Here is a 25,565-nt window from a genome sequence, read left to right on the forward strand (position 1 = left end):
ACATCGGATCGAAACATGCTCGGACTAAGCTTTGAGGGCGTTTAAGGGGCTGGGGCTGCAGGCGCTTTGCAGAACACCTGCCGAGCGAAAGAGGCACTCTCACAATGCCAGCCGGGTTGCTCGAAGGTGGCGTAGCTGCTAATGCTCTGAAGGAGCGTCCGGGGAGAGTGAATGACTCACGGCCTGCCCCTACATGAATCAATCGTGCACATAAGGAATGTCGAGACCATGTTCAACCGAATTTCCAGAACATTAGGCGGCGCCGCATTGGCCGGTGTACTTCTGTCATCGGGAGCAGCGATGGCGGCCAACGAGCCAGGCAAGGCCATCGCGCAGCAGATCGGCGTGCCGTGGCCTGCGGTCATTGCCCACCGTGGCGCATCGTTCGACGCGCCCGAAGAAACCGTCCCCTCGTACACCCTGGCCCGTGAGCTGGGCGCCGACTACCTGGAAATGGACATTCAGCGCACCAAGGACGGTGTGTTGATTGCGCTGCACGACGACACGCTGGAGCGCACCACCAACATCGCCGATGTTTTCCCTGATCGCGCCAGGCAGCCGTTGAGCAGCTTCACGCTCGACGAGCTCAAGCGTCTGGACGCTGGCTCGTGGTTCAACAAAGCCCACCCTGATCGCGCTCGCGCCAGTTACGCCGGTTTGAAAATCCTGACGCTCGATGAAGTGATCGACATCGCAGAAGGTGGCAAGAACAAGCCTGGCCTGTACATCGAAACCAAAGTTCCGGCGCAGTTTCCCGGCATCGAAGCAGACCTGCAGAAAAAACTGCAGCAGCGTGGCTGGTTGAGCGAGCGCCCGGCGGCAGCCAAGGGTTATGTGAACACAGCGCACATGCCGGGCCGCGTGGTCCTGCAGACGTTCGAGAAACCGAGCCTTGAGCTGTTGCAGAAGAGCATGCCGAATGTGCCGAAGGTTCTGCTGTTGTGGCTGGGCGATGGCTCGATTGCAGCCAGTTCAGATGCCACGTTCAAGACGTCGGGAGCCAAGGACAAAGCCGCCTTCTACGCCAGCCAACAGGTGAAATCCAAGGAAGAGTTTGCGAGCTGGATGGACTGGGCGAAGGCACACGGCGCGGTTGGGACCGGCCCCGCATCAGCCCTGAAAAACGGCGGTGACCAGAGCTATATGGACCTGGTTCAGCCGTGGATGAACAAGATGGCCCACGACCGCGGCATGGTTGTGCACCCGTATACCGTCGACGAAGCAGTGGATTTCAAGGCGATCAGCAGCAATGGCGTGGACGGATTCTTCACCAATAGGACGTCCGAGCTGTTGAAGTTTTACGGTCGGCCTGCAAAAGAAAGCATCGACGCGATCCTCAAGCGCAACGGCTTCTGATCTTAAACCCTGTGGGGCCGAAGTGATTCGCGGGGCCTGAATCGGGATTCAACCCGGAAGACGCCTCGCCAACACGTTGGCCCCTACAGAAACCAGACAGTCCGTAACGCGGACGCGATTCGAAAAACGGGCGTGGTTACGCCAGCTCTGCAACCACTGCAGCCAGTGCTTTGGCGGGATCGGCCGCCTGGCTGATCGGGCGGCCGATGACCAGGTAATCAGAACCTGCATCCAGCGCCTGACGCGGCGTCAGGATACGGCGCTGGTCATCGACCGCACTGCCCGCTGGACGAATCCCCGGCGTGACCAACTGCAGCGATGGATGTGCGTGCTTCAAAGCCTGCGCCTCAAGTGCCGAACAAACCAGACCGTCCATACCAGCCTTCTGCGCCAACGCTGCCAGGCGCAACACCTGCTCTTGCGGCTCGATGTCCAGGCCGATGGCGGCCAGGTCTTCACGTTCCATGCTGGTCAGCACGGTCACGCCGATCAACAACGGCTTTGGCCCGCTGCGCTGGTCCAGCACATTACGGCAGGCCGCCATCATCCGCAGTCCACCCGAGCAATGCACGTTGACCATCCACACGCCCATTTCCGCTGCGGCGTTGACGGCCATCGCGGTGGTGTTGGGAATGTCGTGAAATTTGAGGTCCAGGAACACCTCGAAGCCCTTGGCGTTGAGGGTCTCGACAATGTCGGACGCGCAGCTGGTGAACAACTCTTTGCCCACTTTGACCCGGCACAGCTTGGGGTCCAGCTGATCGGCCAGATTCAACGCAGCTTCACGGGTAGGAAAATCCAGGGCGACGATGATGGGGGTCTGGCAGACGGACATGAGCGGGTTCTCTGGCAAGTCGAAATCGGCGCGCATTGTAGCTGAACATGTCGGAGCGCGGGACCCAATGATCGGGAATTCTGCGCGGCTTGGATGCGGCAGATTCTGCACTACCCATGCGCACAGAGCGCACCAATCACGATCGTCTACGCTTACATCCAGTAACAAACGTTCTGCAAGCGACAGGTTTTGAAACATAACGACCTACCTGCGGCCCACTGGCATGACCGCTGCAACAACTTGCCCAATGATCCAATGACTCCAGGGAGAGACGCATGAATACGCAACTAAAGCCCACACTGGGTACGCTTCACTTGTGGGGGATAGCCGTCGGGCTGGTCATTTCAGGCGAATACTTTGGATGGAGCTATGGCTGGGGGGTTGCCGGCACGCTCGGCTTCCTGGTGACCTCGTTGATGGTCGCGACGATGTACACCTGTTTCATTTTCAGTTTTACCGAACTCACCACCGCCATCCCACACGCAGGCGGCCCATTCGCCTATAGCCGCAGGGCCTTCGGTGAAAAAGGCGGATTGATCGCAGGCATGGCGACGCTGATCGAATTCGTCTTCGCGCCACCGGCCATCGCGCTGGCGATTGGCGCCTATCTGAACGTGCAATTTCCTGGGCTCGACCCCAAACATGCCGCCGTCGGCGCCTACATCGTGTTCATGACCCTGAACATTCTCGGCGTCAAACTGGCAGCCACCTTTGAACTGGTGGTCTGTGTGCTCGCGGTCCTGGAATTGCTGGTGTTCATGGGCGTGGTCGCTCCGGCCTTCAGCTTCAGCAATTTTGCGCTCAACGGCTGGGCTGGGTCCGACACCTTCGGCCCTGGCGCCATCGCGGGGATGTTCGCTGCGATTCCGTTCGCGATCTGGTTCTTTTTGGCCATCGAAGGCGCCGCTATGGCCGCCGAAGAAGCCAAAGACCCCAAGCGCACGATTCCGAAGGCCTATATCAGCGGCATCATTACTCTGGTTCTGCTGGCGATAGGTGTGATGTTCTTTGCCGGCGGCGTCGGTGACTGGCGCACCCTTTCCAACATCAATGACCCGCTGCCACAGGCCATGAAAGCGGTGGTCGGCGAGAACTCCAACTGGATGCACATGCTGGTGTGGATTGGCTTGTTCGGTCTGGTGGCGAGCTTTCACGGCATCATCCTCGGCTACTCGCGTCAGTTCTTCGCCCTTGCCCGCGCAGGTTATCTGCCGGCTTCGCTGGCCAAGCTGTCGCGCTTCCAGACGCCGCATCGGGCGATCATCGTCGGCGGTCTTATCGGTATCGCAGCGATCTACAGCGACGGTTTGATCAACCTCAGCGGCATGACGCTTACCGCTGCCATGATCACCATGGCCGTGTTCGGCGCAATTGTGATGTACATCATGAGCATGCTCAGCCTGTTCAAGCTGCGTAAGACCGAACCGCTGCTCGAACGCACCTTCCGTGCACCGGGCTACCCGGTCGTGCCGGGCATTGCGCTGGCTCTGGCAATGGTTTGCCTGATCGCGATGGCGTGGTTCAACGCATTGATCGGTCTGATATTCCTGGCGTTCATGGCGGTGGGCTTCATCTACTTCCTGCTCACCGCACGTTCACGCGCCGCAGCGCCTGCCGACGCGATGCTTACTGGCCTCTGACATCCGGAGTGGCAAACAGGCCCGCCTCGAAAAGACGCGGGCCTGTCATCGGGCACCTACAATTGAACCACTGGACAGCGCCGCTGTTCCAACAGGTATCACAAGAGGAGAGCCCAAATGCCCTGGTATGCCTGGTTAATTCTGGTAGTTGCAATCGGTTCGATCGTCGGCGGCCTGATGATGCTCAAAGACTCAGCCAAAAAGCTGCCCCTGACCGAAGAACAACTCAAACGCGTCCATGAGCGCAACGCTGAGATGGATGCCAAAGAAGCTCGGGACCGATAATCGAAGGCTCCCTAAGAGTCCGCTACCGACGAGGCAGCAATCGGGTTAAACCGGTCAGCGGCCTCGTCAACCCATCCGGTCCACGACCAATCCAGGAGGCAAAACGCCTGAAGGTTTGCCTCGCCATCAGCAGCCACTCGCGCTCACTCCCCCCCCATATCTATTGCCACTGCACGATGGCTGGCCTGCGCCATGACGGCGATCCGGTAGGGCTCGAATATCTTGAACATTTCGCCATTGTCACGCAGCCGCTGCAACAACGCGCTGAACTGATCCCCGGTAATAGGCCCGTCCGGGCGCAACAGCGCAAAGTGTCGATAGACCTGATCAACCCGGTCAGACACTAGAAACTGATCCGCATCATCAGGATTGCTTGCCATAAAAGCACTGAGGTAAGAGCGCGTGACCAAGGCGATATCGGCACGGTCGCGCAGCACCATCAGCAAGTTGCTGTCGTGGGAGTACGTCAATGTCGCGTTGTAAGTCTCGGCCAGGTATTTGGGATCGGCGTTGAACTTGGCAAAGGCATAGTGATAACCGCTGAACAAGGCGAGCCGTTTGCCGCTGACCTGATCGAAGTAACTTTGATCGCGGCCTTTGATGCGGTGGGTGACAAACACCTCGGCGTCTTCCAGGCCCATGTCGACCGCCACGTGCGGATAGTCTTTCCAGCCCCACTCGGGGTTCTCGAAAATCGCCATGTCAAACCGCGCCTGCTGGAAATCCCTGAAGCGACGAGGGATCGAGGTCGGCACGATTTCAAAGTGGAAATCTTTTTGCATCGCATTGAGCGCGACAATCAGTTGCGGCAGCAGACCTGTGTCTGCGCCTCGTTCAGGGCGTATGGCGTACGGCGGGAAATGGGCCGCGCCAATACGCACCAACTGCGCAGCGCCTGCCTGCGCCGCACAGAGCGCTGCAATCGCCAGGAGCGAACTTTTGAAGAGCACTGTTAACGACGTTTTAACAGCCATCCGCAGGGACGTAGACCTCAACACAAAGCACCTCTGGCGAATCGAATCCCGATAAATTAGGCGCTTCGACACAATTAGACAATGATCAAATAAAGCCGAGTTTAGCTTTCGCAAAATCAGCCGCGATTGTTAAGCCGAATCAAGCCTGAAAACACTTCCCGCAGCAATCTCTGCCGATGCCAGCCGTCAGGAAAGCTGGCCTTCAGCGCTAAAAAACAACTGTTTCTCAAAAATAACCCGTGCCGTCGCAAACCATGGCGTGTGGGATGAGTCCGACAATAGCAGGGCCTGCATCGCGGTTGGACGACGCGGGCTTAATATGACTACGCTTCAGTTCGTGAACACGGGTCATGAGTACTGGGTTGAAATTGGAGTTCGACATGCCCCATTGGCTGGTGATTGACCTGGAGGCCACCACCGAGGAAGGCGGGTGGCCCGTCGCAGAAATGGAAATCATCGAGATCGGCGCTACCGTGGTCAATCAGGACGGGCGCGAGGTGGACCATTTCGAACGCTTCGTCCGACCATTGCGCCGCCCCCTGCTGACGCTGTTCTGCCGCGAGTTGACGCACATCACTCAGAGCAACATAGACAGCGCCACGACCTTGGGCACGGTCTGGCCGCAGTTCGAGCGCTGGTTGGGTCACCACCAGCACAAGCTCGCGGGCTGGGCCAGTTGGGGCGATTATGATCGTCAGCAACTGGAACTCCAATGGCGACAGCAACAGTTGACCAGCGCGCTGAGCACCCTGCCCCACCTCAACCTCAAACAACGGTTTGCCGAGGCGCGTCATTTGCAGAAGGCGCCTGGCCTTAATGGCGCGCTTCAACTGGCGGGTATGCACTTCAATGGCCAGCAGCACCGCGCTTTGAACGACGCACGCAACACCGCACGCCTGTTGCCGCTGATCATGGCAACGTAGACGCGACGCATTGTTCAAAGCGGATGACGCCCATTTACCTGTTCGGCATACTGTCCTGCCTTTTCAAGCCCTTTAAAGCCCTTCCAAGGAGACCCTTCATGCTCAAGGTCAACGAGTATTTCGACGGCACCGTCAAGTCCATTGCGTTCACGCCCATCGAAGGGAAAACAGCCACTGTGGGCGTCATGGCTCCAGGTGAATATGAGTTTGGCACCGGCCAGCCTGAAACCATGCAGGTCGTATCGGGCTCACTGACTGTCAAGCTCCCGGACAGCAGTGACTGGAAAACCTTCGCCGCCGGCGAGTCGTTCGAAGTGCCGGGCGAGAGCAAATTCCAGCTCAAAGTCACGGTAGACACCGCTTACTTGTGCGAATACCACTGATCGCAAAAGTTGAAGTAAAAAATCACACCCGCTCTATCCCCTGATTGAATTGCAGCGCTGCCAACCGCGCATACAGCGCGTTGGTGGCGATCAATTGCTGGTGGGTTCCCACCGCAATCAAACGCCCCTGATCAATCACCGCAATACGATCCGCGTTCTGCACCGTTGCCAGGCGATGCGCGATCACCAGCGTGGTCCGACCCTCCATCAGGGTGGGCAGCGCTTGCTGAATCAAATGCTCACTCTGTGCATCCAGCGCGCTGGTCGCCTCGTCCAGCAACAGGATCGGCGCATCGGCCAATAACGCGCGCGCTATCGCCAGGCGCTGCCGCTGTCCGCCAGACAACCCCATGCCGCTGTCCCCCAAATGAGTCTGATAGCCCTTGGGCAACTGTTGAATGAACTCATGAGCGTGAGCGATTTTTGCCGCGGCCTCGACCTGCGCGAAGCTCGCATTGGCGTTGCCGTAACGAATGTTGTCCTCGACGCTGCCGAAAAACAGCGCTGGCGTCTGCGAGACCCAGGCAAAACAACGTCGCAGGTCCAGGGGGTCCAGACGATCCGCCGACATGCCTTCGACCAGTACCTGGCCCTGCTGTGGGTCGTAAAAGCGCAGCAGCAAGTCGAACAGCGTCGATTTGCCTGCACCCGACGGTCCCACCAACGCAACCGTTTCTCCGGGCTCGATTTCCAGGCTCAACGCGTCGATCGCGTTCCGCTCCGGGCGCGAGGGGTAGGCAAAGGTCACGTTTTGCAATGCCAGGCGCCCGCTAACCCGTTCAGGCAAGCGCAGCAGGTCCTTACTCGGCGCCGTGATTTCACTGCGCGCCTGCAACAGCTCTGTGATGCGCTCGGCCGCACCGGCGGCGCGCTGCAGTTCACCGATCACTTCACTCAATGTGCCGAACGCGCTGCCTACGATCAGGCTGTAGAACACGAACGCCGCCAGCTCGCCACCGGAGATCCGCCCGGCGATGACATCCATCCCGCCCACCCAAAGCATCACCGCCACCGCGCCCAACACCAGAACGATGACCAGGGTGATGAGCCATGAGCGCTGCAAAATTCGCTTGCGCGCCGTCTCGAACGCCTGTTCCGCCGTGTTGCCGAAGCGCTGTTTGTCCTGCGCCTGATGATTGTAGGCCTGCACGGTTTTGATCTGGCCCAAGGCTTCGGACACATAGCTGCCCACATCGGCAACCCGGTCCTGGCTCTCCCGGGACAGGCTGCGCACGCGTCGGCCGAAAATCAGAATCGGCGCCACTACCAGCGGCAGCGCCACCACGACGATGCTGGTGAGTTTGGGGTTGGTGAAGAACAGCAGGATCACGCCCCCGATGACCATCAGCGCGTTGCGCAAAAACATCGACAGCGATGAGCCGATCACCGATTGCAGCAGGGTCGTGTCGGCCGTGAGCCGCGACTGGATTTCGGAACTGCGGTTGTTTTCGTAAAACCCCGGATGAAGATTGATCAAGTGATCGAAGACTTGCTTTCGCAGGTCGGCGACCACCCGCTCGCCGATCCAGGACACCAGGTAAAACCGCGCAAACGTGCCGACGGCCAGCGCCAGGATCAGCAGCATGAACAGACCAATGGTTTCATTGAGCAGCGTCGGCGAGCGAGTCATGAAGCCTTGATCGACCATCAACCGGATGCCCTGCCCCATCGACAAGGTGATTCCGGCCGTCACGATCAACGCCACCAGTGCACCGATGGCCTGCTTGCGATAAGGCGCGATCATGCGCATCGCCAGACGAATGGCATGGCGCTGGCGACCGTTGAGCACTGAAACCATAAAGAGAACTGCCTTGAGGAAATAACTCGAACGCAGAGCCTACACCCGCCACGGTGCCGCACGCTCGTCGCCTTGCGCTGAACTCGGGGAATTGATCTCAGTCGGTTATTTTATGACCGCAGGGCAGTCTCGTCAGACAAGATTGATCTCACGCCGGGGATGGTGGATTTCGGTATTTTCCGGTGGCTGATTGAGTGCTTGTGGGCGCGAAGCGATGTCACGGTGTGGTCATCAAGCATGAGTAGTTTCGAAAGCGCACAACCTGATGAGGAGACAGGCCATGAGCTTGCATGAAAGCAGCAATCACACAGCAGCCGTACAGGCAAACCCCAACCTCAACGTGGGCGGCGCGATTCTCGATAAAAACGGGAAAGAAGTCCTGATCACCGAAGAGATGGTCCAGAAAGCGTGCCTGGAATGCGAAAAGTATTGGGTCAAGCCTGAAAAACAAGATTGATGCTAGACCTCATTGAGAACCCGGCCAACGCGCCGGGTTTTTTCTGCGCTGAATTTGTCCCCCACTGAACGTTCTGTCCGTAAATAATGTGTCCTTGAACGGTCTGTCGTTGAAATGGATGTACCGCAATGTCCGGCAACAGTTATCAGATTGCACGCAGCTTTTTACTGCGATTACGTCGCCAAGGTTCAAGTAATCCAATCAACAATATGACCATCAAGGAAGAAAAAATGCTCTCCACTGCTCTTCATTACCCGTACACAGATGCAGAAATGGACCATGCCTACACCCAGCTCGAAGGGACCTTGTTCAATGTCAGAAAAGACATTGGAGATGACGGTAACCCGAGTCCGAAAATCCTCGTGGTTGCCGGCGTGCAAGGCTCCGGCAAGACCTACATGCTGAACAATACCCTGCTCAAACAACCCCGTTATTCCAACTACGTGCGCTTGTACCTGGAGAACTATCGCGAACTGCACCCCCGGTATAACGAGATGGCTAACGAAGGCGTTACTCATCGTTATAAACACACCGAGACGTTTATCTGGGAACTGTGTAGCCGGGTTTTCAAACATGCCCATGAAAACAAATTCAATATCGTGTTGGAGACAGCGCTCGACACCAAAGCCTTCGCCACTGTCATTGCAGGCACCGACCTGGCTGACTATCAATTCGATGTGCACCTGATCGGCTGTAAAAAAGATTTTGTGCACATGTCGACTATCAAGCGGGCGCTCGACAGCCTGGAGAATGAAACGCTTGAGCGCTTTGTCGACATCGGCAGCATCGAAGCCAGCATCGAGAACGCCGAGGTTATTTTCAACGCTTTCGAGACAGCCTGCATGCGGGTCAGCGGCTCACAGATCTCGATGTATGAACGAGGATTCGGCATGCTCAAGAGTCGAAAGTTGCTCTGCAGCAGTCGCTGCAACAAGGTCCAGACCCTGACACCAATCGCCTTCATCAATGAAGACGGCACGATGGTCACGCTGGAAGAACAGACGCACCGCATTGAGCGTAGCGAGCTGCTGCCACTGGCGTGCAGCTTCAAGAGCTTCGCTGAGCTGACACATGGGCGGGTCGAGGACCCGAACGACCGCGCCGAGGCCTGGCATCAGGCCTACGCCGCGCTCGCCCGCATGCGAGCTTTTTGGCAGCAGGTGCCACCGCGACTGCCGGACACGCTGTGGTCATACATCAAAAAATACGTCGACTGAGTCAACCACTCACCACGACGGCGCCAAGGGCTTCGATCAGTCGACGCAGTTCGGCGTTCTCGCCATTGAGCATCACCGGCAACCCCTCTATCTCGCGACGCGGTGGGTAGTGCTTGCGCAGCGCATCGAATGCCAGGCGCTGGGTGTTGGCATCCCCTACCAGACTGCGACGGAAATCAGCGTCATCGCGGCGTGGGTCATAAACGCCGCGGCACACCATGTTCAACGCCCATGTCGGGTCGGTTGCGGCATCCAGTGTTACCTGTGCCAGCCATGGCTTGGGCAGCAACTGGCTAAGACTCACCTCGGCGGGCTTGCCCAGATGTTTGCACAGCGCTTGATAAATCTGTTCAGTGCCACGCTGCCGGCCATCGAGGCTGTAACCGGCAATATGCGGCGTACCGATGACGCACAGCTCCGCCAGCGCGGGGTCGACGTACGGCTCTTTTTCCCAGACATCCAGCACTGCCTGCAAATCTTCACGCGCCAGCAGCACATGGCGCAGGGCGATATTGTCGACCACCGGGCCGCGCGCCGCGTTGATCAGCCACGCGCCCTGCCTGAGTTGCTCAAGCTGTGGGCGGTCGAACAGATGCCAGGTCGGGTGATCGCCGGTCTTGCTCAGGGGCGTGTGCAGACTGATCACGTCGCAGCGCTGAACAATCTCGTCGAGGCTGACGTAGTCCCCGCCTTCGGCCGCCTGACGCGGCGGATCGCAGACCAGCACTTTCCAGCCCAGACCGCGCAGCACTTCAATGAGCCGCCCGCCCACTTGTCCCGCCCCGACCACGCCGTAGGTGCGCTGGCTCAGGTCGGCACCCTCGATTTCAGCAAGGGTCAACAGGCTGCCTATTACATAATCCACCACACCACGGGCGTTGCAGCCAGGTGCGCTGGACCACTGGATGCCCGCCTGGGCGAAATAATCGAGATCGAGATGGTCAGTGCCAATGGTGCAGGTGCCCACGAAACGCACCGCTGAGCCTTCGAGCAACTCCCGACTGACAGGGGTCACGGAGCGCACCAACAGAATGTCTGCGTCGGCGACAGCGGCGCGGTCGATGGTACGTCCCGGGTAGCGGCGTATCTCACCGAAACCTTCAAAAAAGGCGTCGAGCATTGGAATGTTTTCGTCAGCAACTATGCGCATGGTGAGCTCCCTGAAGTCGCGGCAGTGTAGGCGCTGGCGCCAGACCGGGCCAGCGCCACAGCGCAGAACGCCGCGATCTTGAGGGACGCTCAGTCAAGCTTCTTGCGAATCCAATACAGGTAAACCCCTTCTGCCGAGCGTTGTTCAAGCAGCTCGTGGCCCAGAAACACACAAAATTTGGGGATGTCGCGTTGGGTCGAGGGGTCGGTAGCAATGACCTTCAGCACACCACCGGCATGCAGGTCGCGTACCTTCTGGTGCAGCATCATTACCGGTTCAGGGCAATTGAGGCCGGTGGCATCGAGGACGGCGTCGGCGGACAGACTTTCGAGGGAATCAGGCATAAGGCGCTCCAAAAACTGGCGGGCATTGTCGCTCAAATAAGGGAAGGCGCCAAACGACGCCGGTCTGGCTGCGACTGAACAACGCTCGCGCCAACGGAATACTTTTACTGCTGTCAATTAGATGGCACCTACAGAGCCTGTAGGATTCTGCGACACCTTGTCGTTTGGTGATCGTGGGAGCGCAACGTATGATCCTTGACATTTGTCCGCAGATTAGAAGCCTATGTCCCTGATAGTTCTACTGCTTCTGCCGTTTATCGGCAGCTGTATCGCAGCGGTTTTGCCGCACAACGCCCGTAACAGTGAATCGATTCTTGCTGGCTTGATCGCCCTGATCGGCGCCGTGCAAGTGGCGCTGTGGTACCCGCAGATCGCCGACGGAGGCGTGATCCGGCAGGAGTTCTTCTGGCTGCCGAGTCTGGGGCTCAACTTCTCGTTACGCATGGACGGCTTCGCCTGGCTGTTTTCCATGCTGATCCTGGGCATTGGCACGCTGGTATCGCTGTACGCACGCTATTACATGTCACCCGACGATCCTGTCCCGCGCTTCTTTGCTTTTTTCCTGGCCTTCATGGGCGCCATGCTGGGCCTGGTGATGTCCGGCAACCTCATTCAAATCGTGTTTTTCTGGGAACTGACCAGCATTTTTTCATTTTTGCTGATCGGCTACTGGCACCACCGCGCAGACGCCCGACGCGGCGCTTACATGGCGCTGATGGTCACCGGTGCAGGCGGCCTCGCGTTGTTGGTCGGCATGATGCTGCTGGGCCATGTGGTCGGCAGTTACGACCTGGACCGCGTGCTGGCGGCCGGCGATGTGATCCGCGCGCACGCGCTGTACCCGGTGCTGCTGACGCTGATCCTGATTGGCGCGCTAAGTAAAAGCGCTCAGTTTCCGTTTCATTTCTGGCTGCCCCACGCGATGGCGGCGCCCACTCCAGTCTCTGCATATCTGCACTCGGCGACCATGGTCAAGGCCGGGGTGTTTTTGTTGGCGCGGCTCTGGCCGTCGCTGTCCGGCAGCGAGCAATGGTTCTGGATCGTCAGTGGCGCCGGCGCCTGCACGCTGATCATTGGCGCGTATTCCGCGATGTTCCAAAACGACCTCAAGGGCCTGCTCGCCTATTCCACCATCAGCCATCTGGGGCTGATCACCTTGTTGCTGGGCCTCAATAGCCCGCTGGCCGCCGTTGCAGCGGTGTTTCACATCCTTAATCACGCCACATTCAAGGCCTCGCTGTTCATGGCGGCCGGCATCATCGATCATGAAAGCGGCACGCGCGACATCCGCAAACTCAGCGGGCTGATAAGGCTCATGCCCTACACCGCCACGCTGGCGATGGTGGCCAGCGCCGCAATGGCGGGCGTTCCGCTGCTCAACGGATTTCTGTCCAAGGAAATGTTCTTCGCCGAAACCGTGTTCATCAGCGCCACCGAGTGGGTCGAGATCGCGCTGCCGGTGATCGCTACCCTCGCTGGCGCGTTCAGCGTTGCGTACTCCCTGCGTTTCACGGCGGATGTTTTCTTCGGCCCCAAGGCCACTGATCTGCCTCATACGCCCCATGAGCCGCCGCGCTGGATGCGTGCGCCGGTGGAGTTTCTGGTGCTGGCGTGCTTGATCGTCGGGGTGTTTCCAGCGCAATCGGTCGGGCCGTTGCTTGCCGCCGCGGCACAACCGGTGGTGGGTGGCACGCTGCCTGAGTACAGCCTGGCGATCTGGCACGGCTGGAACGCGCCCATGATCATGAGCCTGATCGCCATGGGCGCAGGCATCCTGCTGTATCTGCTGTTGCGCAAACCGCTCAAGCGCGAGCGGTTCGTCGGCCCTCCGCTGGTCTGGCGGCTGAATGGCAAACGTCTGTTCGAGCGTTCGATGGTGATCATCATGCGTCTGGCGCAGCGCCTGGAACGGCTGCTGACAACGCGTCGTTTGCAGGCGCAGCTGTTTCTGATGGTCTTCGCGGCATTGCTCGCAGGCTTCATCCCGATGTACTCAAGTGGCCTGACGTGGGGAGATCGGCCAAAAATTCCGGGGTCGGGGGTGTTCGTCATCCTCTGGCTGATTGCGATTGCCTGCGCGGTCGGTGCAGCCTGGCAGGCCAAGTATCACCGTCTTGCTGCGGTCACAATGGTCAGCGTGTGCGGCCTGATGACGTGCGTGACGTTCGTATGGTTTTCCGCGCCAGACCTTGCCCTGACCCAATTGGTGGTCGAAGTGGTGACCACGGTGTTGATTCTGCTCGGCCTGCGCTGGCTGCCGCGACGCAATGAAAACGTCGCCGGGCCGCGCTCGCGCAATCGCGCACGCGCCCGCCGTATCCGTGATTTCGTTCTGGCCGTGGGAGTCGGCGGCGGCATGGCGCTGCTGTCCTACGCGATGCTCACGCGCCCCACGCCAAACGCCATCTCCGAGTTTTACCTCAGTCGCGCGCTGTCGCTGGGTGGGGGGACCAATACGGTCAACGTGATGCTGGTGGACTTCCGTGGCTTTGATACGTTTGGCGAAATCACCGTGCTGGCGGCTGTGGCGCTGACCGTATTCGCACTTTTACGCCGCTTCCGCCCGCCCAAGGAAAGCATTCTGCTGCCCACCCAGCAGCGCTTGCTCGCGCGGGACGTGGTCACCGACCTGGTCAACCCGCGCAGCGCCAGTGATACCGCACTGGGGTTCATGATGGTCCCGGCCGTGCTGGTGCGTTTGCTGTTGCCGATCGCTTTTATAGTGTCGATGTACCTGTTCATGCGCGGCCACAATTTGCCGGGTGGCGGATTCGTCGCCGGGCTGGTGATGTCGGTGGCCTTCATTCTGCAATACATGGTGGCGGGCACCCAGTGGGTCGAAGCGCAGATGAGCCTGCGCCCTTTGCGCTGGATGGGCACCGGGCTGTTTTTCGCCCTCGCCACCGGCATCGGATCCATGGTGCTGGGCTACCCGTTCATGACCACCCACACCGCTCACCTGACCCTGCCGTTGCTCGGCGATATGCACATCGCCAGCGCGCTTTTTTTTGATGTCGGCGTGTACGCGGTGGTTGTCGGCTCGACGCTGCTGATCCTCACTGCGCTGGCTCACCAGTCGGTGCGCAGCCATCGCCCCACTTCGCTGCCCAAACCAATCGACGTGAAAGGAGTCGCCTGATGGAAGAAGTCATTGCCATTGCCATCGGAGTCCTCGCCGCCTCGGGCGTCTGGCTGATTCTGCGCCCAAGGACTTTCCAAGTGGTCATGGGCCTGTGCCTGCTGTCGTATGGCGTCAATCTGTTCATCTTCAGCATGGGCAGCCTGTTCATCGGCAAGGAGCCCATCATCAAGGACGGCGTCCCGCAGGATCTGCTCAATTACACCGACCCGCTGCCCCAGGCGCTGGTGCTCACGGCGATCGTGATCAGCTTCGCCATGACCGCGCTCTTTCTGGTAGTGCTGCTGGCGTCGCGCGGCTTGACCGGTAACGACCACGTGGACGGTCGGGAGCCCAGCGAATGACGTGGATGAATCAACTCATCGTCGCGCCGATTCTGCTCCCCGTCCTCACCGCGGCCTTGATGCTCTGGCTGGGCGAAAAACACCGCCCGCTCAAGGCGCGAATCAACCTGCTGTCGACAGCACTGGGCCTGGTCATCTCGATCAGCCTGATGCTGTGGGTGCAAAAGAGCGGCACCACCGGCTCGATCGGGGTTTATCTGCCGGGCAACTGGGAGGCACCGTTCGGCATCGTGCTGGTGGTCGATCACCTGTCGGCGCTGATGCTGGTGCTTACCGGGATCATCGCTTTCTGCGCGCTGCTTTTCGCAATGGCGCGTTGGGACCGGGCCGGCGCCAGCTTTCACGCGCTGTTCCAGATCCAGCTGATGGGGCTTTACGGCGCCTTCCTGACCGCCGATCTGTTCAACCTGTTCGTGTTCTTCGAAGTATTGCTCGCCGCCTCTTACGGGATGATGCTGCACGGTTCCGGTCGGGCGCGGGTGTCTTCGGGCCTGCACTACATCACCGTTAATCTGCTGGCTTCGTCGCTGTTTCTGATTGGCGCAGCGTTGATCTACGGCGTGACCGGCACCCTCAACCTGGCCGATCTGGCGGTCAAGATCCCGCTGGTGGCCGAGAAGGATCTGGGGCTGCTGCACGCCGGCGCAGCGATTCTGGCGGTGGCGTTTCTGGCCAAGGCCGGCATGTGGCCGCTGAATTTCTGGCTGGTGCCTGCTTATTCTGCGGCGAGTGCGCCGGTGGCCGCGATGTTCGCGATCATGACCAAAGTCGGCGCCTACACTTTGCTGCGACTGTGGACGCTGCTGTTTTCCGGTCAGGCCGGGGCTTCGGCATTTTTCGGCGGCAACTGGTTGATTTACGGCGGGATGGCGACGCTGTTGGTGGCGGCCCTGTCGATCATCGCCGCTCAGCGACTGGAGCGTATGGCCAGCTTGAGCATTCTGGTGTCAGCCGGGATTCTTCTATCGGCGATTGGCTTTGCTCAACCCAGCCTGACCGCTGGCGCACTGTTCTACATGGTCAGTTCGACGCTGGCGTTGAGCGCACTGTTTTTACTGGCTGAGCTGATCGAGCGCTCGCGTTCGGCCAACGAGATCCCGCTGGAAGAGGACGCCGATCAATTGCCCAAGGCGATGGAGGCGCTGCAACCGGTTCCGGGCATCAATCTGGACGACCAGCAGAAAGCCCTCGTCGGTCAGGTGATTCCCTGGACGATGGCGTTTCTGGGCCTGAGTTTTGTGGTGTGTGCGCTGCTGATCATCGGCCTGCCGCCGCTGTCGGGCTTCTTGGGCAAACTGACGCTGATCAGCGCGCTGCTCAATCCTCTGGGGCTGGATGTCGCTCAGGATGAGCCGATTGCCGGGGCCAGTTGGGGGCTGATTGCGCTGCTGATATTTTCCGGGCTCGCGGCATTGCTGTCGTTCACCCGCATTGGTGTTCAGCGGTTCTGGACCCCTCACGAGCGTCCGTCGCCAGCGCTGCGCCGCTACGAATGCATTCCGATCGTGATCCTGCTCGGCCTGTGCGTGGCCATGACTTTCAAGGCACAGGCCTTGCTGCATTACACTCAGGATACGGCTGCCGCGCTGCATGACCCGCGCCAGTACGTGTTGTCAGTAATGGCAGCGAAGCCTGTGCCAGGCCCGTCCAGCATGACGCCGGGGGTGCAGCCATGAAGCGACTGTTCCCCGCCCCGCTGCTGACATTGACGCTATGGGCGCTGTGGCTGGTGCTCAATCTTTCGCTGAGCCCCGGCAACCTGCTGTTAGGCGCGTTGTTCGGGGTTGCCGCACCGCTGATGTTTGCGCCGTTACGACCGCTGCCCGTGCGCATGCGCAAACCCGGTGTGGCGCTCAAGCTGTTGATGGTGGTGGGCCGCGATGTGATCGTGTCGAATCTGGCAGTCGCTCGAACGGTCTGGCTCGCCGGGCACAAGCCGCCACGCTCGGTGTTCGTCAAAGTGCCGCTGGACCTGCACGATGCCAACGGTCTGGCGGCTCTGTCGATGATTACGACGGTGGTGCCCGGCACTGTCTGGTCCGAACTCGCGCTGGACCGCAGCGTGCTGCTGATGCATGTGTTTGATCTGGAAGACGAAGCGGCGTTTATCGCGCACTTCAAGTCCGCCTACGAACGCCCGTTGATGGAGATTTTCCAATGAGCGCTCTGCTTGCCAATGCGATTCTGTTGAGCCTGTTTATATTCGCCGTCGCCATGGTCCTGACGCTGATCCGCCTGTTCAAAGGTCCGTCCGCGCAGGACCGGGTGCTGGCGCTGGATTATCTGTACATCCTGGCGATGCTGACGATGCTGGTGCTGGGCGTCCGTTACGCCAGCGACTCCTACTTCGAGGCAGCGTTGCTGATTGCGCTGTTTGGCTTTGTAGGGTCGTTCGCGCTGGCCAAATTTCTGTTGCGTGGCGAGGTGATCGAATGAATGCGCCGGATGTGTTGCCTTTTTGGGCGGAAGCGCTGACAGCCATTTTACTGGTGCTCAGCAGCCTGTTTGCGCTGACCGGCGCCGTCGGCTTGCTGCGCATGAAGGATTTCTTCCAGCGTATGCACCCGCCTGCGCTCGCTTCCACCATCGGCGCGTGGTGCGTTGCGCTGGCCTCGATCGTGTATTTCTCAGCGCTTAAAGCCAGCCCGGTGATTCACGCCTGGCTGATTCCGGTCCTGCTGGCGATCACGGTTCCCGTCACCACGCTGCTGCTGGCGCGCACCGGGTTATTCCGCCAGCGCATGGCCGGCGACGACGTGCCGCCAGAAGTCAGCAACGGTCAACATGACGGCAATTGATAGCAGCGGGCGGATCTGTAGCAGCCAAAGCGCGGCAGGGTGCAGTTGCCGGAGCTTTCAAGCGCACCACAGCCTCGCGCTGGAAACGGCTTATTCGCTCGGTTTGAAATTGAGCTCGCCTTTGCGCCATTTGGCGGCTTTGCCGGCGGCTGCTTTCAGCACTTTGCTCAGGCCGCTGGCGATCTGCTCGCTGGCCGCGAACACCATGAAAATGGTTTGCGACTCCTTGAAGACAATCCCGTGCCCTTCCGCAGTGTCGACATAGGCGTATTCGCCCAGTCCGTAAACGGTCATTTTGATCTCGCGAAACTTTAACTCGAACTTGCCGCCTTCCCGACTGGGCAGTACAGCCGCGCGGAAATGATCGCCGACCTTAAGCTCAAGACGTGGTTTATCGTCCACCACCAACGCGCTTTGGGTGTCGATTTCGGCCATGTAGATGCCTTCGGCGGACTGCTCCAGGACATAAACAAAACGCGCCTGGAACTGTTTCACCAATTTAGCGCGCAGATCACCGAGCACAAATAAAGCATGGGTATCCAGATTACTTACTGCCAATGTACAAACTCCCAACCTGAAAGAAACCCGCCCGGCCATGCCGCCAGGCAACAAATATAGATGGCGATCACACGATGCACCCTGCGTGCCGGGCGCTGGCACGCGGAGGATTCTACCGGCTAGCGGTCATTGTGCGATATATACCTTTCGTCCACTACGCCCCGGATTTGCGCCGCCATGGCTCACTCCGGGTGCTTGCGACCGGCGCTGAGTGCATCCGTGGCGTGCGGGCACATGCGTACAAAGAGGTCGAACTCTCGACAGGTAGCCGACTCACATGCAGCACAGGCCTGAACATACCGTAAATGCCAGTGCGGGCGACATGCCCGGCGAGGAGATAGCATGGACACCACCACACCGACACTTGAAACATTGTTCGACCAACTGGGTCTGGACTCCGATCAGGCCAGCATCGACGCGTTCGTCGAGCAACACGGTCCTTTGGCAGACGACGTGAAGGTCTCGGAAGCCGATTTCTGGACCCCTACACAGCAGAAGTTTCTGAAAGACCAGATGCAACTGGACGCCGAATGGGCGCCAGCGGTGGACGAACTCAATGCACTGTTGCACGAAACCAAATAGGTTTCAGCCAACAGGCAAGGGTCCACGGCACCGGCGCCGCCCGCTATCTGCCTATTGCGGATAGCCCGGCTGCTGGTCATTTGGAAACCTCGTGCGCCCTTCACTGCCGGGCGCATGAATGAAAAAACTGTCACTCCACAATGTTGACTTCCCTACAAAGGTATTCCAGTGAGCGGAGCGATGGATATAACGCCGGGACAAAACACGGGCGTCATACTCGCTCAGCACGATTCGCCCTTTCTGCCCTTGCTCGATCAACCTGAGCGAAATTTCCCGTAATTCCGGCGGAATACTCAGCACGTCTGTTGCCGGAACTGCTACCAGCGGGACGCCCTGTTCCAGCGCCAGCGCATGCATCAACCGTAAGTACACCCGCGAAAGATGACCAAACACCGTTCGTTCAAGGCTCACCGCTGCCCACACCTCTTTCATGCCACGGGTCGAATGGCTGTGACGCTCCCAGCATTTCACTTGCAGATGTGCCTCGGCATCACGCGGATCGAGCCAACGGAGGCGGTCCATGGCCTGAAGCTCTGCCTGGGTCTCGCGAAAGGCATGAGTGTCCTCGCTGAGCGTCTGCAAACTCACTTGGCTGCGCCGGGGTCGCGTCAACAGGAGTGTCTCCTGCAGTTGCGCCGGGTAGCCCCCACCGACGTCAGAATGCGCACCTGGCACTGTGATTTCCCGCTCCCACCCTGGCGCGATACTGTTCAGGGAAAAATTGCGCCGCTGCTCATCCCCCGCCACTAGGTGAATGACTTCCTGCGCACAACCGGGAGGCAAAAACAGATTGACCCGCTTATTGACCGAATCACTGACAGACCCCAAGTCACAAATGCTGCCGATGGCCGCCACCGTGTCGAACAGTCCAATCACTTTCAGGCGAATACACGCATTGGCCCAGGTGAACGCTTCAGATAATGGTAACCCCCGCCGCGCCATGATTTTTTCGAATAGACCATTGTGTTGTTTGAGTACCTCGTTGGCGAGGTGACGGGCGGCCGCAGCACCGCGGCTAAAACCGAACAGGTCCAGTTCCAGCGCGGCAATGACACAACCCGGGTTGTGCGCAGAAAACTCGCCTAACACTTTCAGGATCTTTTTTACACTGATCACAACTTTTGCAACAACACCGGTATGGCCGCGACCGAAACTCAGCCCGGATATAAAGTCTCGCCCTCCTGATGTTGTGCCGATACCGCTGACATAAATGGAATGATAAGCCCTGAGCCCATCGCCGTTATTTCTTGCGACAGGCTGTTTTTTGTATAGATCGGCCAGCAAAGCGATATTGGTCAGCTCATTGGCATAGCTGCTGTTGGGGTCAGAGTGGCGTCCGCCGCACTCTTTGATGTGTTTGTGGTGATAAATTTCCGCCATGGCCCGGCAATCCGCACCGATCTGACTGTTGATGCGATTGTTGCCTGTGCCGTCAAAAAATATGCCCAGGCGCAGAGTGACTGCCAGTGACGCATTTAGCGAAATATCCGGTTTTAAAGTGTTGTTTTTTTCATTAGTCATATTGCAGATCCCTTGCATGCTGTATTGAAAGCTGATGTTGAACAAAAACATTCAGGCATATTCAATACAGCTTGCTTGTAACTGCACTTACGTCAACCCTCCAACCTTAGTTTCAGAAGATTCCCACGCAAACTGATGTATTAACAAACAGGGCTTAAAGCAAACTCTTACAGAGCAATGGGCAAGTACTTAGACATGAGCGTAATAAAGCCGCGCTCAACACTTTCTCAAAACGAATACGGAAGGGGCCATAAACGGAAAAAGCGGCTTCACTCGTCGATTGCTGTGTACTTGCACACAGTGTGTGCTGAACAACCATCGGGAATGAAGCCGCTATGGCGCAGGGCAAGCCAGCGTAGCGTCAGGCCTGGCGCTGGTGACGGTCGATCTGTTCGTGCCGCTCTTGCGCTTCGATGCAATATTTGGTGGCAGGGCTGATCAGCAGACGTTTCAGGCCAATAGGCTCGCCGCTGTCATCACACCAGCCAAACGTATCGTCAGCAATGCGCGAAAGGGCCATTTCCAGCTGTGGAAGCATGCGCTGGTCGCGGTCGATGACATTCACCAGCCAGTGACGCTCTTCCTCGACAGACGCGGCATCGGCAGGATCGGCCGGCGACTCCAGGCTTTCGATGGCGATACGGCTCTGTTCGATGCGCCCGTGGATTTCCACTTTCATGGACTGCAACAGCTCGACGAAGAAAGCGTGCTGCTCGGCGTTCATGTAATCATCGGCCGGCATCGCCAGCAACTTTTCCTTGGTCATTGATTTCTCTATAAAAAAAACGTGCATTAAGGCGAATTAAAGGAGCGGCTCAGCGTAGCCGTAAAAGCGCCATAGTCTCCAAGCGCCACCTGGCACTCAATTTACGAGGGGCGGCAGTCTAAGGCCGGGTTCACGGCTCGGCAACCTAATTGAACGAGATTCGCTCAATGCCCCCTGAAAACCCCGGTGGCATTGAGCAAAACCTACGTCTGGGTGGCAATGTCTGACTCGACACCACCCAGTCGGTTCAAACCCATTACAAAACAAAAAGGGCCAATCCAGGCCCTTTTGTCTCTCCATCAGCCCTAGCGCTTGAGTTTGCGTTTATTACGGTATTGGTCGATCACCACCGCCACCACGATGATCAAACCTTTAATGATGTCCTGAACATACGCGTCGACCCCGACAAAAGTAAACCCGCTTGCCATCACTCCCAGGATCAGTGCCCCGATCACAGTGCCGGTGATACGTCCCACACCGCCCGCCAGACTGGTGCCGCCGATGACCGCAGCCGCAATCGCATCCAGCTCATAAGACACGCCCATCCCCGCCTGCCCGGTGGCGGCACGCGCTGAGGCCACTACGCCAGCCAGACCCGCCAACAGACCGGCAATGCTGTAGACGATCACCAGATGGCGTTTGACGTTTATGCCGCTGGTCCGCGCCGCCTGCATGTTGCCGCCGATAGCGTAGGTATATTTGCCGTACTTGGTGTAACGCAGGGCAATGTGGAAAAACACCGCCACCACCAGAAAGATCATCACCGGCATAGCGCCCTGGCCAATGGCGGTGTAGGAATCATTGAGCATGCTTACCGGCTGACCTTCGGTGTAGAAGCGCGCCAACCCGCGTGCCGACACCATCATCCCCAGTGTCGCGATGAACGGCGGGATGCCGGTGATGGCAATGATGCTGCCGTTGATCGCCCCCGCCAGCAGCCCGACGGCAAGCCCCACCACGACGGGAATCCATACCGGCAGATCGGTCAGCGACGGGAACACCGCCCGGGTGTAATCGGAAGACTGCGCCAGGCTCGCCGCGACCATGGCCGACAGCGCCAGCACCGAGCCCGAGGACAGGTCGATGCCGGTGGTGATGATCACCTGCGTCACGCCGATGGCCAGCAGGCCAATGATCGACACTTGCAGGATCATCAGTACCAGGCGTTGGGAGTTCATCAAAAAGCTCTGATCGCGAACGATCCAGCCAAACAGCTCGAAGATCAGACCGATGCCGATCAGGACCAGAAAAATACTCAGTTCGGTCGGCAACCGGCGCTTGTGTTTACTCGGTGCGGTGGCGGGTTTATTGTCCAGAATCGCGTTCATCTTCATGCGTGCCTCTTATTCTTGTCGGGTAGTTGCCCGTTGGCTGACCCGTCAAAGGACAGCGTTTCAATGAAGCGGCTGTCAGTGAACCGAATTGCCTGACGCCAGGTGCATCACGCGCTCCTGCGTCGCTTCGGCGCGGTCAAGGGTGCCCATCAGTTCACCTTCGTGCATGACCAGGACCCGGTCGCTCATGCCCAGCACTTCAGGCAGCTCCGAAGAAATCATGATCACCGCCATGCCTTCGCTGGCGAGGAACGAAATAAGCCGATAGATCTCCGCCTTGGCGCCCACGTCGATGCCGCGTGTGGGTTCATCGAGAATCAATATTCGCGGGTTGGTCATTAGCCAACGCGCCAGCAAGGCTTTTTGCTGATTGCCGCCCGACAGCGTGTCGATGCACTGCTCCAGCGAAGGCGTCTTGACCCGCAGCTTTTTGCACATGTCTTCACACAGTGCTCGCAAGGCTTTCTGGTTGACGAAACCATTGCCGGCGTAATGCGGCAGGACGGCCATTTCCATGTTTTCCAGCACCGACAGACATGGAAACAGCCCGGTGAGCTTGCGGTCCTCGGTCAGCAGCGCAAAGCCTTTCTCAATGGCGAAGTGCGGATCGCTGACCCGGATGCTCTGACCGTCGAGGTGGATTTGGCCACGGGTGCTTGGGGTGATGCCGAAAATGGTTTCGGCAACGTTGGTACGGCCCGAGCCCATCAAGCCGGCGATGCCCAGGATCTCCCCGGCGTGCAAGTCGAATGACACGCCGTCGAACACACCCTCCAGCGATAAATCACGCACCGACAACAGCAACCTGCCGATTGGCGTCTCGCGCACCGGAAACAACTGCGTCAGCTCACGCCCGACCATCATCGAAATCAGGCTGTCGCCGTCCATGCTGTCGGCGCGCTGCAGGCCGATATAAGCGCCATCGCGAAACACAGCCACTTCATCGGCGATGCTGAACACTTCGTTCATTTTGTGGGTGATGTAGATGATGCCCTTACCCTGGGCGCGCAGGTCGGCGATGATCGAAAACAGGTGCTCCACTTCGGTTTCGGTGATGGCCGAGGTGGGCTCGTCCATGATCAACACATCGGAATCGTAAGACACAGCTTTGGCGATCTCGACCATCTGCCGCTCGGCGATGCTCAGGTGCCCTACCATTTCCTGCGGGTCGAGGTCGATGCGCAGCCGCTCAAGTAACGCAGCGGTGCAGCGGTACATTTCCCGGTGATCGACCATATGAAAGCCATTGAGCTGTTCACGGCCGATCCAGATATTCTCGGCGATGCTCATGTGCGGCATCAGGTTGAGTTCCTGATGGATCATGGCGATGCCCGATTGCAGTGCCGACAACGGCGTATCGAAGGTCACCGGCTTGCCGCGCAGGCGAATCTCGCCAGCGTCAGGCTGATAAATACCGGCGATGATTTTCATCAGCGTCGATTTACCCGCGCCGTTCTCACCCATCAACGCCAATACGCTGCCAGGCCGGACCCGCAGTTGCACGTTGTTGAGCGCGATCACACCGGGAAAGCCTTTGCTGACGTTGAGTATTTCAAGCAGGTAAGGCGATTCGGCGTTCAGCACGCCCGCGTCGGCGGTAGCGTCGGTGCTGGCGTTGCTCGAAGCAGTGGCGGAAGCAAACATGATCACAGGCTCCTGGACGACAGTGGCCCGGGAAAAGCGCAAGGCGCCCCTCCCGGGCAGTCGGTTTTTATTTGAAGGTGTCGACGTTTTCCGGCGTGATCAGCTTGAAGGGAATCACGATGGCCTGTTGTGGCAGCGCTTCCTTCTTCGCCATCTTCACGGCGGCGTCGATGGAGCCTTCACCCTGACCCTTGGCATCCTGGAACACCGACACGGTCAGTTGCCCTTTCTTGACTGCGCTCAGCCCGTCAGGCGTGCCGTCAACACCCGCCACAAACACCTCACCCTGCTTCTTGCCAGCCTGTTTGAGGGCCATGGCAGCACCAATGGCCATCTCGTCGTTGTTGGAGACCACGGCGTTGAAGTCTTTGCCCTGGGTCAACCAATTGTTGGTGATGTCCATGCCTTTCTGCCGTCCCCAGGCGCCTTCCTGCTGCTCGACAATCTTGATGTCGGGGTATTTTTTCAGGATTTCCTTCACGCCTTCGGTGCGGTCTCGCGTGGAGTTGTTCGACAGCTCACCGAGCAAAATCACGATGGTGCCTTTGCCGTCCATTTTCTTCGCCAGGTATTCCATTTGCAGTCTGCCGGCCTCTTTATCGTCAGAGGTCACGGAGGCGACGCCTGCTGGCAGCTTCGGATCATCCGGGCGACGGTTAACGTAGACCAGCGGGATACCGGCAGCGGTGGCCGCTTTGGTGATACGTGCGGTGGCTTCTGTGTCGACCGGGTTGACGATCAGCGCATCGACTTTCTTGCCAATCAGCTCCTGCACCTGATCGAGCTGTTTATTGACGTCGTTGCGGCCATCGACAAATTGCAGGTCGACGCCGCCCATGGCCTTGGCTTTCTTGCCCATGTCTTCACGCATGTAAGTCAGGTAGGTGTCGTCGAACTGCGACATGGCCACGCCGATCTTCAGGTCCGCCGCCATGACGGCGCCGCTGCCGAGCATCATTGCCAATGCCAGCGAGGTGAAACGAAGCTTGATATTCATGAACGGTCTGTCTCCAAATTCTTGTTGTTGTAGTGAATTGGGTAGCGACTGCTTCCGCGGGACGCTCAAAAGCCCTTGGCGTTGTGCGGCAGACGAACGATCGGCGCGCCCGGCAAGGCGCACATCAACATCCCGTTGCGCTCTATGCAAAGCGCGCGAGCGAGGGCATTGCATGCGTGGCGCAGGGCGCGCAGAAAAGAGGGTTCAGTGCGCAGAGGGCTCTGCGAATCAAGGCCAGAGGCCTTGGGATGAAGGTGAGACAAGGAGCGGGCAGGACGGAAAACGGGGCGGCAGGCTTTGGGGCCATGAGTAAAGGTTTTCATCGACAGTACCTTTCTACTATTGGTCTTTTTGTTTTTGTGTCGCGAGTCCGGCGAAGGGTCTTAAGTGACTGGAACCCCGCGCCTGCCACGACAGTCGGCAACCTGGAAATGACTCTATTGGAAAATAATTTCTAATTCAACAGCTTTTAGAATTTATTTCTATTCTGTTATTTGAGCGCTGCGACACGCTTTAAAAG

At 58.6% G+C, this 25,565-nt stretch carries 25 protein-coding genes; 14 read left to right on the top strand and 11 right to left on the bottom strand.

Annotation, left to right across the window (positions count from 1 at the left end; genetic code table 11):
* The first annotated feature begins 228 nt into the window (after positions 1-228).
* The gene (locus OYW20_RS16650; protein ID WP_268797044.1) at positions 229-1,356 is read left to right on the top strand and encodes a glycerophosphodiester phosphodiesterase; all 1,128 of its coding nucleotides are present in this window, start codon (positions 229-231) and stop codon (positions 1,354-1,356) included.
* Positions 1,357-1,492: 136 nt separating this feature from the next.
* Here OYW20_RS16650 and pyrF read toward each other — a convergent pair whose 3' ends face one another.
* Positions 1,493-2,191, bottom strand: coding sequence for an orotidine-5'-phosphate decarboxylase (pyrF, locus tag OYW20_RS16655; protein ID WP_268797045.1), 699 nt, complete (start codon positions 2,189-2,191; stop codon positions 1,493-1,495).
* A 275-nt stretch (positions 2,192-2,466) separates the two neighbouring features.
* Here pyrF and eat point away from each other — a divergent pair, with 275 nt between their 5' ends.
* Positions 2,467-3,831: an ethanolamine permease gene (eat, locus tag OYW20_RS16660; RefSeq protein ID WP_268797046.1), complete on the top strand. Its 1,365-nt coding sequence runs from the start codon at positions 2,467-2,469 to the stop codon at positions 3,829-3,831.
* A 117-nt stretch (positions 3,832-3,948) separates the two neighbouring features.
* Positions 3,949-4,116 (top strand): DUF2897 family protein, encoded by a 168-nt coding sequence (locus OYW20_RS16665; protein WP_268797047.1) that lies wholly within the window; start codon positions 3,949-3,951, stop codon positions 4,114-4,116.
* A gap of 143 nt (positions 4,117-4,259) precedes the next feature.
* Here the strand turns inward: OYW20_RS16665 and OYW20_RS16670 are convergent, their stop codons facing one another.
* The gene (locus OYW20_RS16670; RefSeq protein WP_408005417.1) at positions 4,260-5,090 is read right to left on the bottom strand and encodes a substrate-binding periplasmic protein; all 831 of its coding nucleotides are present in this window, start codon (positions 5,088-5,090) and stop codon (positions 4,260-4,262) included.
* Positions 5,091-5,470: 380 nt separating this feature from the next.
* On the opposite strand from OYW20_RS16670, the gene OYW20_RS16675 reads away from it, so the two are divergent.
* Both OYW20_RS16675 and ppnP read left to right on the top strand, forming a co-directional pair.
* Positions 5,471-6,013, top strand: a complete 543-nt coding sequence (locus OYW20_RS16675; RefSeq protein WP_268801161.1) for an exonuclease domain-containing protein — start codon at positions 5,471-5,473, stop codon at positions 6,011-6,013.
* A 98-nt stretch (positions 6,014-6,111) separates the two neighbouring features.
* A complete protein-coding gene (gene ppnP / locus OYW20_RS16680; RefSeq protein WP_268797048.1) occupies positions 6,112-6,396 on the top strand; it encodes a pyrimidine/purine nucleoside phosphorylase in 285 nt (94 codons plus the stop codon).
* A 22-nt stretch (positions 6,397-6,418) separates the two neighbouring features.
* Here ppnP and OYW20_RS16685 read toward each other — a convergent pair whose 3' ends face one another.
* Positions 6,419-8,194 (bottom strand): ABC transporter transmembrane domain-containing protein, encoded by a 1,776-nt coding sequence (locus tag OYW20_RS16685; protein ID WP_268797049.1) that lies wholly within the window; start codon positions 8,192-8,194, stop codon positions 6,419-6,421.
* 280 nt (positions 8,195-8,474) lie between these two features.
* Here OYW20_RS16685 and OYW20_RS16690 point away from each other — a divergent pair, with 280 nt between their 5' ends.
* Positions 8,475-8,651 (top strand): PA1571 family protein, encoded by a 177-nt coding sequence (locus OYW20_RS16690; RefSeq protein ID WP_268797050.1) that lies wholly within the window; start codon positions 8,475-8,477, stop codon positions 8,649-8,651.
* Positions 8,652-8,881: 230 nt separating this feature from the next.
* Positions 8,882-9,868, top strand: a complete 987-nt coding sequence (locus tag OYW20_RS16695) for a zeta toxin family protein (RefSeq protein ID WP_268797051.1) — start codon at positions 8,882-8,884, stop codon at positions 9,866-9,868.
* Position 9,869: 1 nt separating this feature from the next.
* On the opposite strand, the gene pdxB is transcribed toward OYW20_RS16695, so the two are convergent.
* Both pdxB and tusA read right to left on the bottom strand, forming a co-directional pair.
* Positions 9,870-11,018, bottom strand: a complete 1,149-nt coding sequence (gene pdxB, locus OYW20_RS16700) for a 4-phosphoerythronate dehydrogenase PdxB (RefSeq protein WP_268797052.1) — start codon at positions 11,016-11,018, stop codon at positions 9,870-9,872.
* 89 nt (positions 11,019-11,107) lie between these two features.
* Entirely contained in the window at positions 11,108-11,362 is a 255-nt protein-coding gene (tusA, locus tag OYW20_RS16705; protein WP_268797053.1) for a sulfurtransferase TusA, read from the bottom strand.
* Between the two features lie 223 nt (positions 11,363-11,585).
* Here tusA and OYW20_RS16710 point away from each other — a divergent pair, with 223 nt between their 5' ends.
* The 6 genes from OYW20_RS16710 to OYW20_RS16735 are packed head-to-tail and all read left to right on the top strand — an operon-like array spanning position 11,586 to position 17,643.
* Positions 11,586-14,501, top strand: a complete 2,916-nt coding sequence (locus OYW20_RS16710) for a monovalent cation/H+ antiporter subunit A (RefSeq protein ID WP_268797054.1) — start codon at positions 11,586-11,588, stop codon at positions 14,499-14,501.
* Positions 14,501-14,845 (top strand): Na+/H+ antiporter subunit C, encoded by a 345-nt coding sequence (locus OYW20_RS16715; protein WP_268797055.1) that lies wholly within the window; start codon positions 14,501-14,503, stop codon positions 14,843-14,845. Before OYW20_RS16710 ends, OYW20_RS16715 begins: the two co-directional genes overlap by 1 nt.
* The gene (locus tag OYW20_RS16720; protein ID WP_268797056.1) at positions 14,842-16,521 is read left to right on the top strand and encodes a monovalent cation/H+ antiporter subunit D; all 1,680 of its coding nucleotides are present in this window, start codon (positions 14,842-14,844) and stop codon (positions 16,519-16,521) included. The genes OYW20_RS16715 and OYW20_RS16720 overlap by 4 nt, the downstream gene beginning before the upstream one ends.
* Entirely contained in the window at positions 16,518-17,006 is a 489-nt protein-coding gene (locus OYW20_RS16725) for a Na+/H+ antiporter subunit E (RefSeq protein WP_268797057.1), read from the top strand. The genes OYW20_RS16720 and OYW20_RS16725 overlap by 4 nt, the downstream gene beginning before the upstream one ends.
* Positions 17,003-17,281: a K+/H+ antiporter subunit F gene (locus tag OYW20_RS16730; RefSeq protein WP_268797058.1), complete on the top strand. Its 279-nt coding sequence runs from the start codon at positions 17,003-17,005 to the stop codon at positions 17,279-17,281. The genes OYW20_RS16725 and OYW20_RS16730 overlap by 4 nt, the downstream gene beginning before the upstream one ends.
* Positions 17,278-17,643 carry a Na+/H+ antiporter subunit G gene (locus tag OYW20_RS16735; RefSeq protein WP_268797059.1) on the top strand — a complete coding sequence of 122 codons (366 nt, stop codon included), beginning with the start codon at positions 17,278-17,280 and terminating at the stop codon, positions 17,641-17,643. The genes OYW20_RS16730 and OYW20_RS16735 overlap by 4 nt, the downstream gene beginning before the upstream one ends.
* 90 nt (positions 17,644-17,733) lie before the next feature.
* On the opposite strand, the gene OYW20_RS16740 is transcribed toward OYW20_RS16735, so the two are convergent.
* Entirely contained in the window at positions 17,734-18,201 is a 468-nt protein-coding gene (locus tag OYW20_RS16740; RefSeq protein ID WP_268797060.1) for a hypothetical protein, read from the bottom strand.
* Between the two features lie 342 nt (positions 18,202-18,543).
* Here OYW20_RS16740 and OYW20_RS16745 point away from each other — a divergent pair, with 342 nt between their 5' ends.
* The gene (locus tag OYW20_RS16745) at positions 18,544-18,783 is read left to right on the top strand and encodes a DUF2789 domain-containing protein (RefSeq protein ID WP_268797061.1); all 240 of its coding nucleotides are present in this window, start codon (positions 18,544-18,546) and stop codon (positions 18,781-18,783) included.
* Positions 18,784-18,834: 51 nt separating this feature from the next.
* Here the strand turns inward: OYW20_RS16745 and OYW20_RS16750 are convergent, their stop codons facing one another.
* The 5 genes from OYW20_RS16750 to OYW20_RS16770 form a co-directional block, all read right to left on the bottom strand.
* A complete protein-coding gene (locus tag OYW20_RS16750) occupies positions 18,835-20,304 on the bottom strand; it encodes a T6SS phospholipase effector Tle1-like catalytic domain-containing protein (RefSeq protein ID WP_268801162.1) in 1,470 nt (489 codons plus the stop codon).
* A 361-nt stretch (positions 20,305-20,665) separates the two neighbouring features.
* Positions 20,666-21,070, bottom strand: a complete 405-nt coding sequence (locus tag OYW20_RS16755; RefSeq protein ID WP_268797062.1) for a TraR/DksA family transcriptional regulator — start codon at positions 21,068-21,070, stop codon at positions 20,666-20,668.
* Between the two features lie 305 nt (positions 21,071-21,375).
* Entirely contained in the window at positions 21,376-22,398 is a 1,023-nt protein-coding gene (locus OYW20_RS16760) for an ABC transporter permease (protein WP_268801163.1), read from the bottom strand.
* An 81-nt stretch (positions 22,399-22,479) separates the two neighbouring features.
* Positions 22,480-24,048 (bottom strand): sugar ABC transporter ATP-binding protein, encoded by a 1,569-nt coding sequence (locus tag OYW20_RS16765; RefSeq protein WP_268797063.1) that lies wholly within the window; start codon positions 24,046-24,048, stop codon positions 22,480-22,482.
* Positions 24,049-24,115: 67 nt separating this feature from the next.
* Positions 24,116-25,045, bottom strand: coding sequence for a sugar ABC transporter substrate-binding protein (locus OYW20_RS16770; RefSeq protein WP_268797064.1), 930 nt, complete (start codon positions 25,043-25,045; stop codon positions 24,116-24,118).
* Positions 25,046-25,565 lie beyond the last annotated feature (520 nt).

The organism is Pseudomonas sp. BSw22131, from assembly GCF_026810445.1.
In the GTDB taxonomy this organism is placed as follows: Bacteria; Pseudomonadota; Gammaproteobacteria; order Pseudomonadales; family Pseudomonadaceae; genus Aquipseudomonas; species Aquipseudomonas huanghezhanensis.

Coding starts and splice junctions, on each gene's coding strand:
- OYW20_RS16650 (WP_268797044.1), top strand. CDS start 229: ATGTTCAACCGAATTTCCAGAACATTAGGCGGCGCCGCATTGGCCGGT.
- pyrF (WP_268797045.1), bottom strand. CDS start 2,191: ATGTCCGTCTGCCAGACCCCCATCATCGTCGCCCTGGATTTTCCTACC.
- eat (WP_268797046.1), top strand. CDS start 2,467: ATGAATACGCAACTAAAGCCCACACTGGGTACGCTTCACTTGTGGGGG.
- OYW20_RS16665 (WP_268797047.1), top strand. CDS start 3,949: ATGCCCTGGTATGCCTGGTTAATTCTGGTAGTTGCAATCGGTTCGATC.
- OYW20_RS16670 (WP_408005417.1), bottom strand. CDS start 5,090: ATGGCTGTTAAAACGTCGTTAACAGTGCTCTTCAAAAGTTCGCTCCTG.
- OYW20_RS16675 (WP_268801161.1), top strand. CDS start 5,471: ATGCCCCATTGGCTGGTGATTGACCTGGAGGCCACCACCGAGGAAGGC.
- ppnP (WP_268797048.1), top strand. CDS start 6,112: ATGCTCAAGGTCAACGAGTATTTCGACGGCACCGTCAAGTCCATTGCG.
- OYW20_RS16685 (WP_268797049.1), bottom strand. CDS start 8,194: ATGGTTTCAGTGCTCAACGGTCGCCAGCGCCATGCCATTCGTCTGGCG.
- OYW20_RS16690 (WP_268797050.1), top strand. CDS start 8,475: ATGAGCTTGCATGAAAGCAGCAATCACACAGCAGCCGTACAGGCAAAC.
- OYW20_RS16695 (WP_268797051.1), top strand. CDS start 8,882: ATGCTCTCCACTGCTCTTCATTACCCGTACACAGATGCAGAAATGGAC.
- pdxB (WP_268797052.1), bottom strand. CDS start 11,018: ATGCGCATAGTTGCTGACGAAAACATTCCAATGCTCGACGCCTTTTTT.
- tusA (WP_268797053.1), bottom strand. CDS start 11,362: ATGCCTGATTCCCTCGAAAGTCTGTCCGCCGACGCCGTCCTCGATGCC.
- OYW20_RS16710 (WP_268797054.1), top strand. CDS start 11,586: ATGTCCCTGATAGTTCTACTGCTTCTGCCGTTTATCGGCAGCTGTATC.
- OYW20_RS16715 (WP_268797055.1), top strand. CDS start 14,501: ATGGAAGAAGTCATTGCCATTGCCATCGGAGTCCTCGCCGCCTCGGGC.
- OYW20_RS16720 (WP_268797056.1), top strand. CDS start 14,842: ATGACGTGGATGAATCAACTCATCGTCGCGCCGATTCTGCTCCCCGTC.
- OYW20_RS16725 (WP_268797057.1), top strand. CDS start 16,518: ATGAAGCGACTGTTCCCCGCCCCGCTGCTGACATTGACGCTATGGGCG.
- OYW20_RS16730 (WP_268797058.1), top strand. CDS start 17,003: ATGAGCGCTCTGCTTGCCAATGCGATTCTGTTGAGCCTGTTTATATTC.
- OYW20_RS16735 (WP_268797059.1), top strand. CDS start 17,278: ATGAATGCGCCGGATGTGTTGCCTTTTTGGGCGGAAGCGCTGACAGCC.
- OYW20_RS16745 (WP_268797061.1), top strand. CDS start 18,544: ATGGACACCACCACACCGACACTTGAAACATTGTTCGACCAACTGGGT.
- OYW20_RS16750 (WP_268801162.1), bottom strand. CDS start 20,304: ATGACTAATGAAAAAAACAACACTTTAAAACCGGATATTTCGCTAAAT.
- OYW20_RS16755 (WP_268797062.1), bottom strand. CDS start 21,070: ATGACCAAGGAAAAGTTGCTGGCGATGCCGGCCGATGATTACATGAAC.
- OYW20_RS16760 (WP_268801163.1), bottom strand. CDS start 22,398: ATGAACGCGATTCTGGACAATAAACCCGCCACCGCACCGAGTAAACAC.
- OYW20_RS16765 (WP_268797063.1), bottom strand. CDS start 24,048: ATGTTTGCTTCCGCCACTGCTTCGAGCAACGCCAGCACCGACGCTACC.
- OYW20_RS16770 (WP_268797064.1), bottom strand. CDS start 25,045: ATGAATATCAAGCTTCGTTTCACCTCGCTGGCATTGGCAATGATGCTC.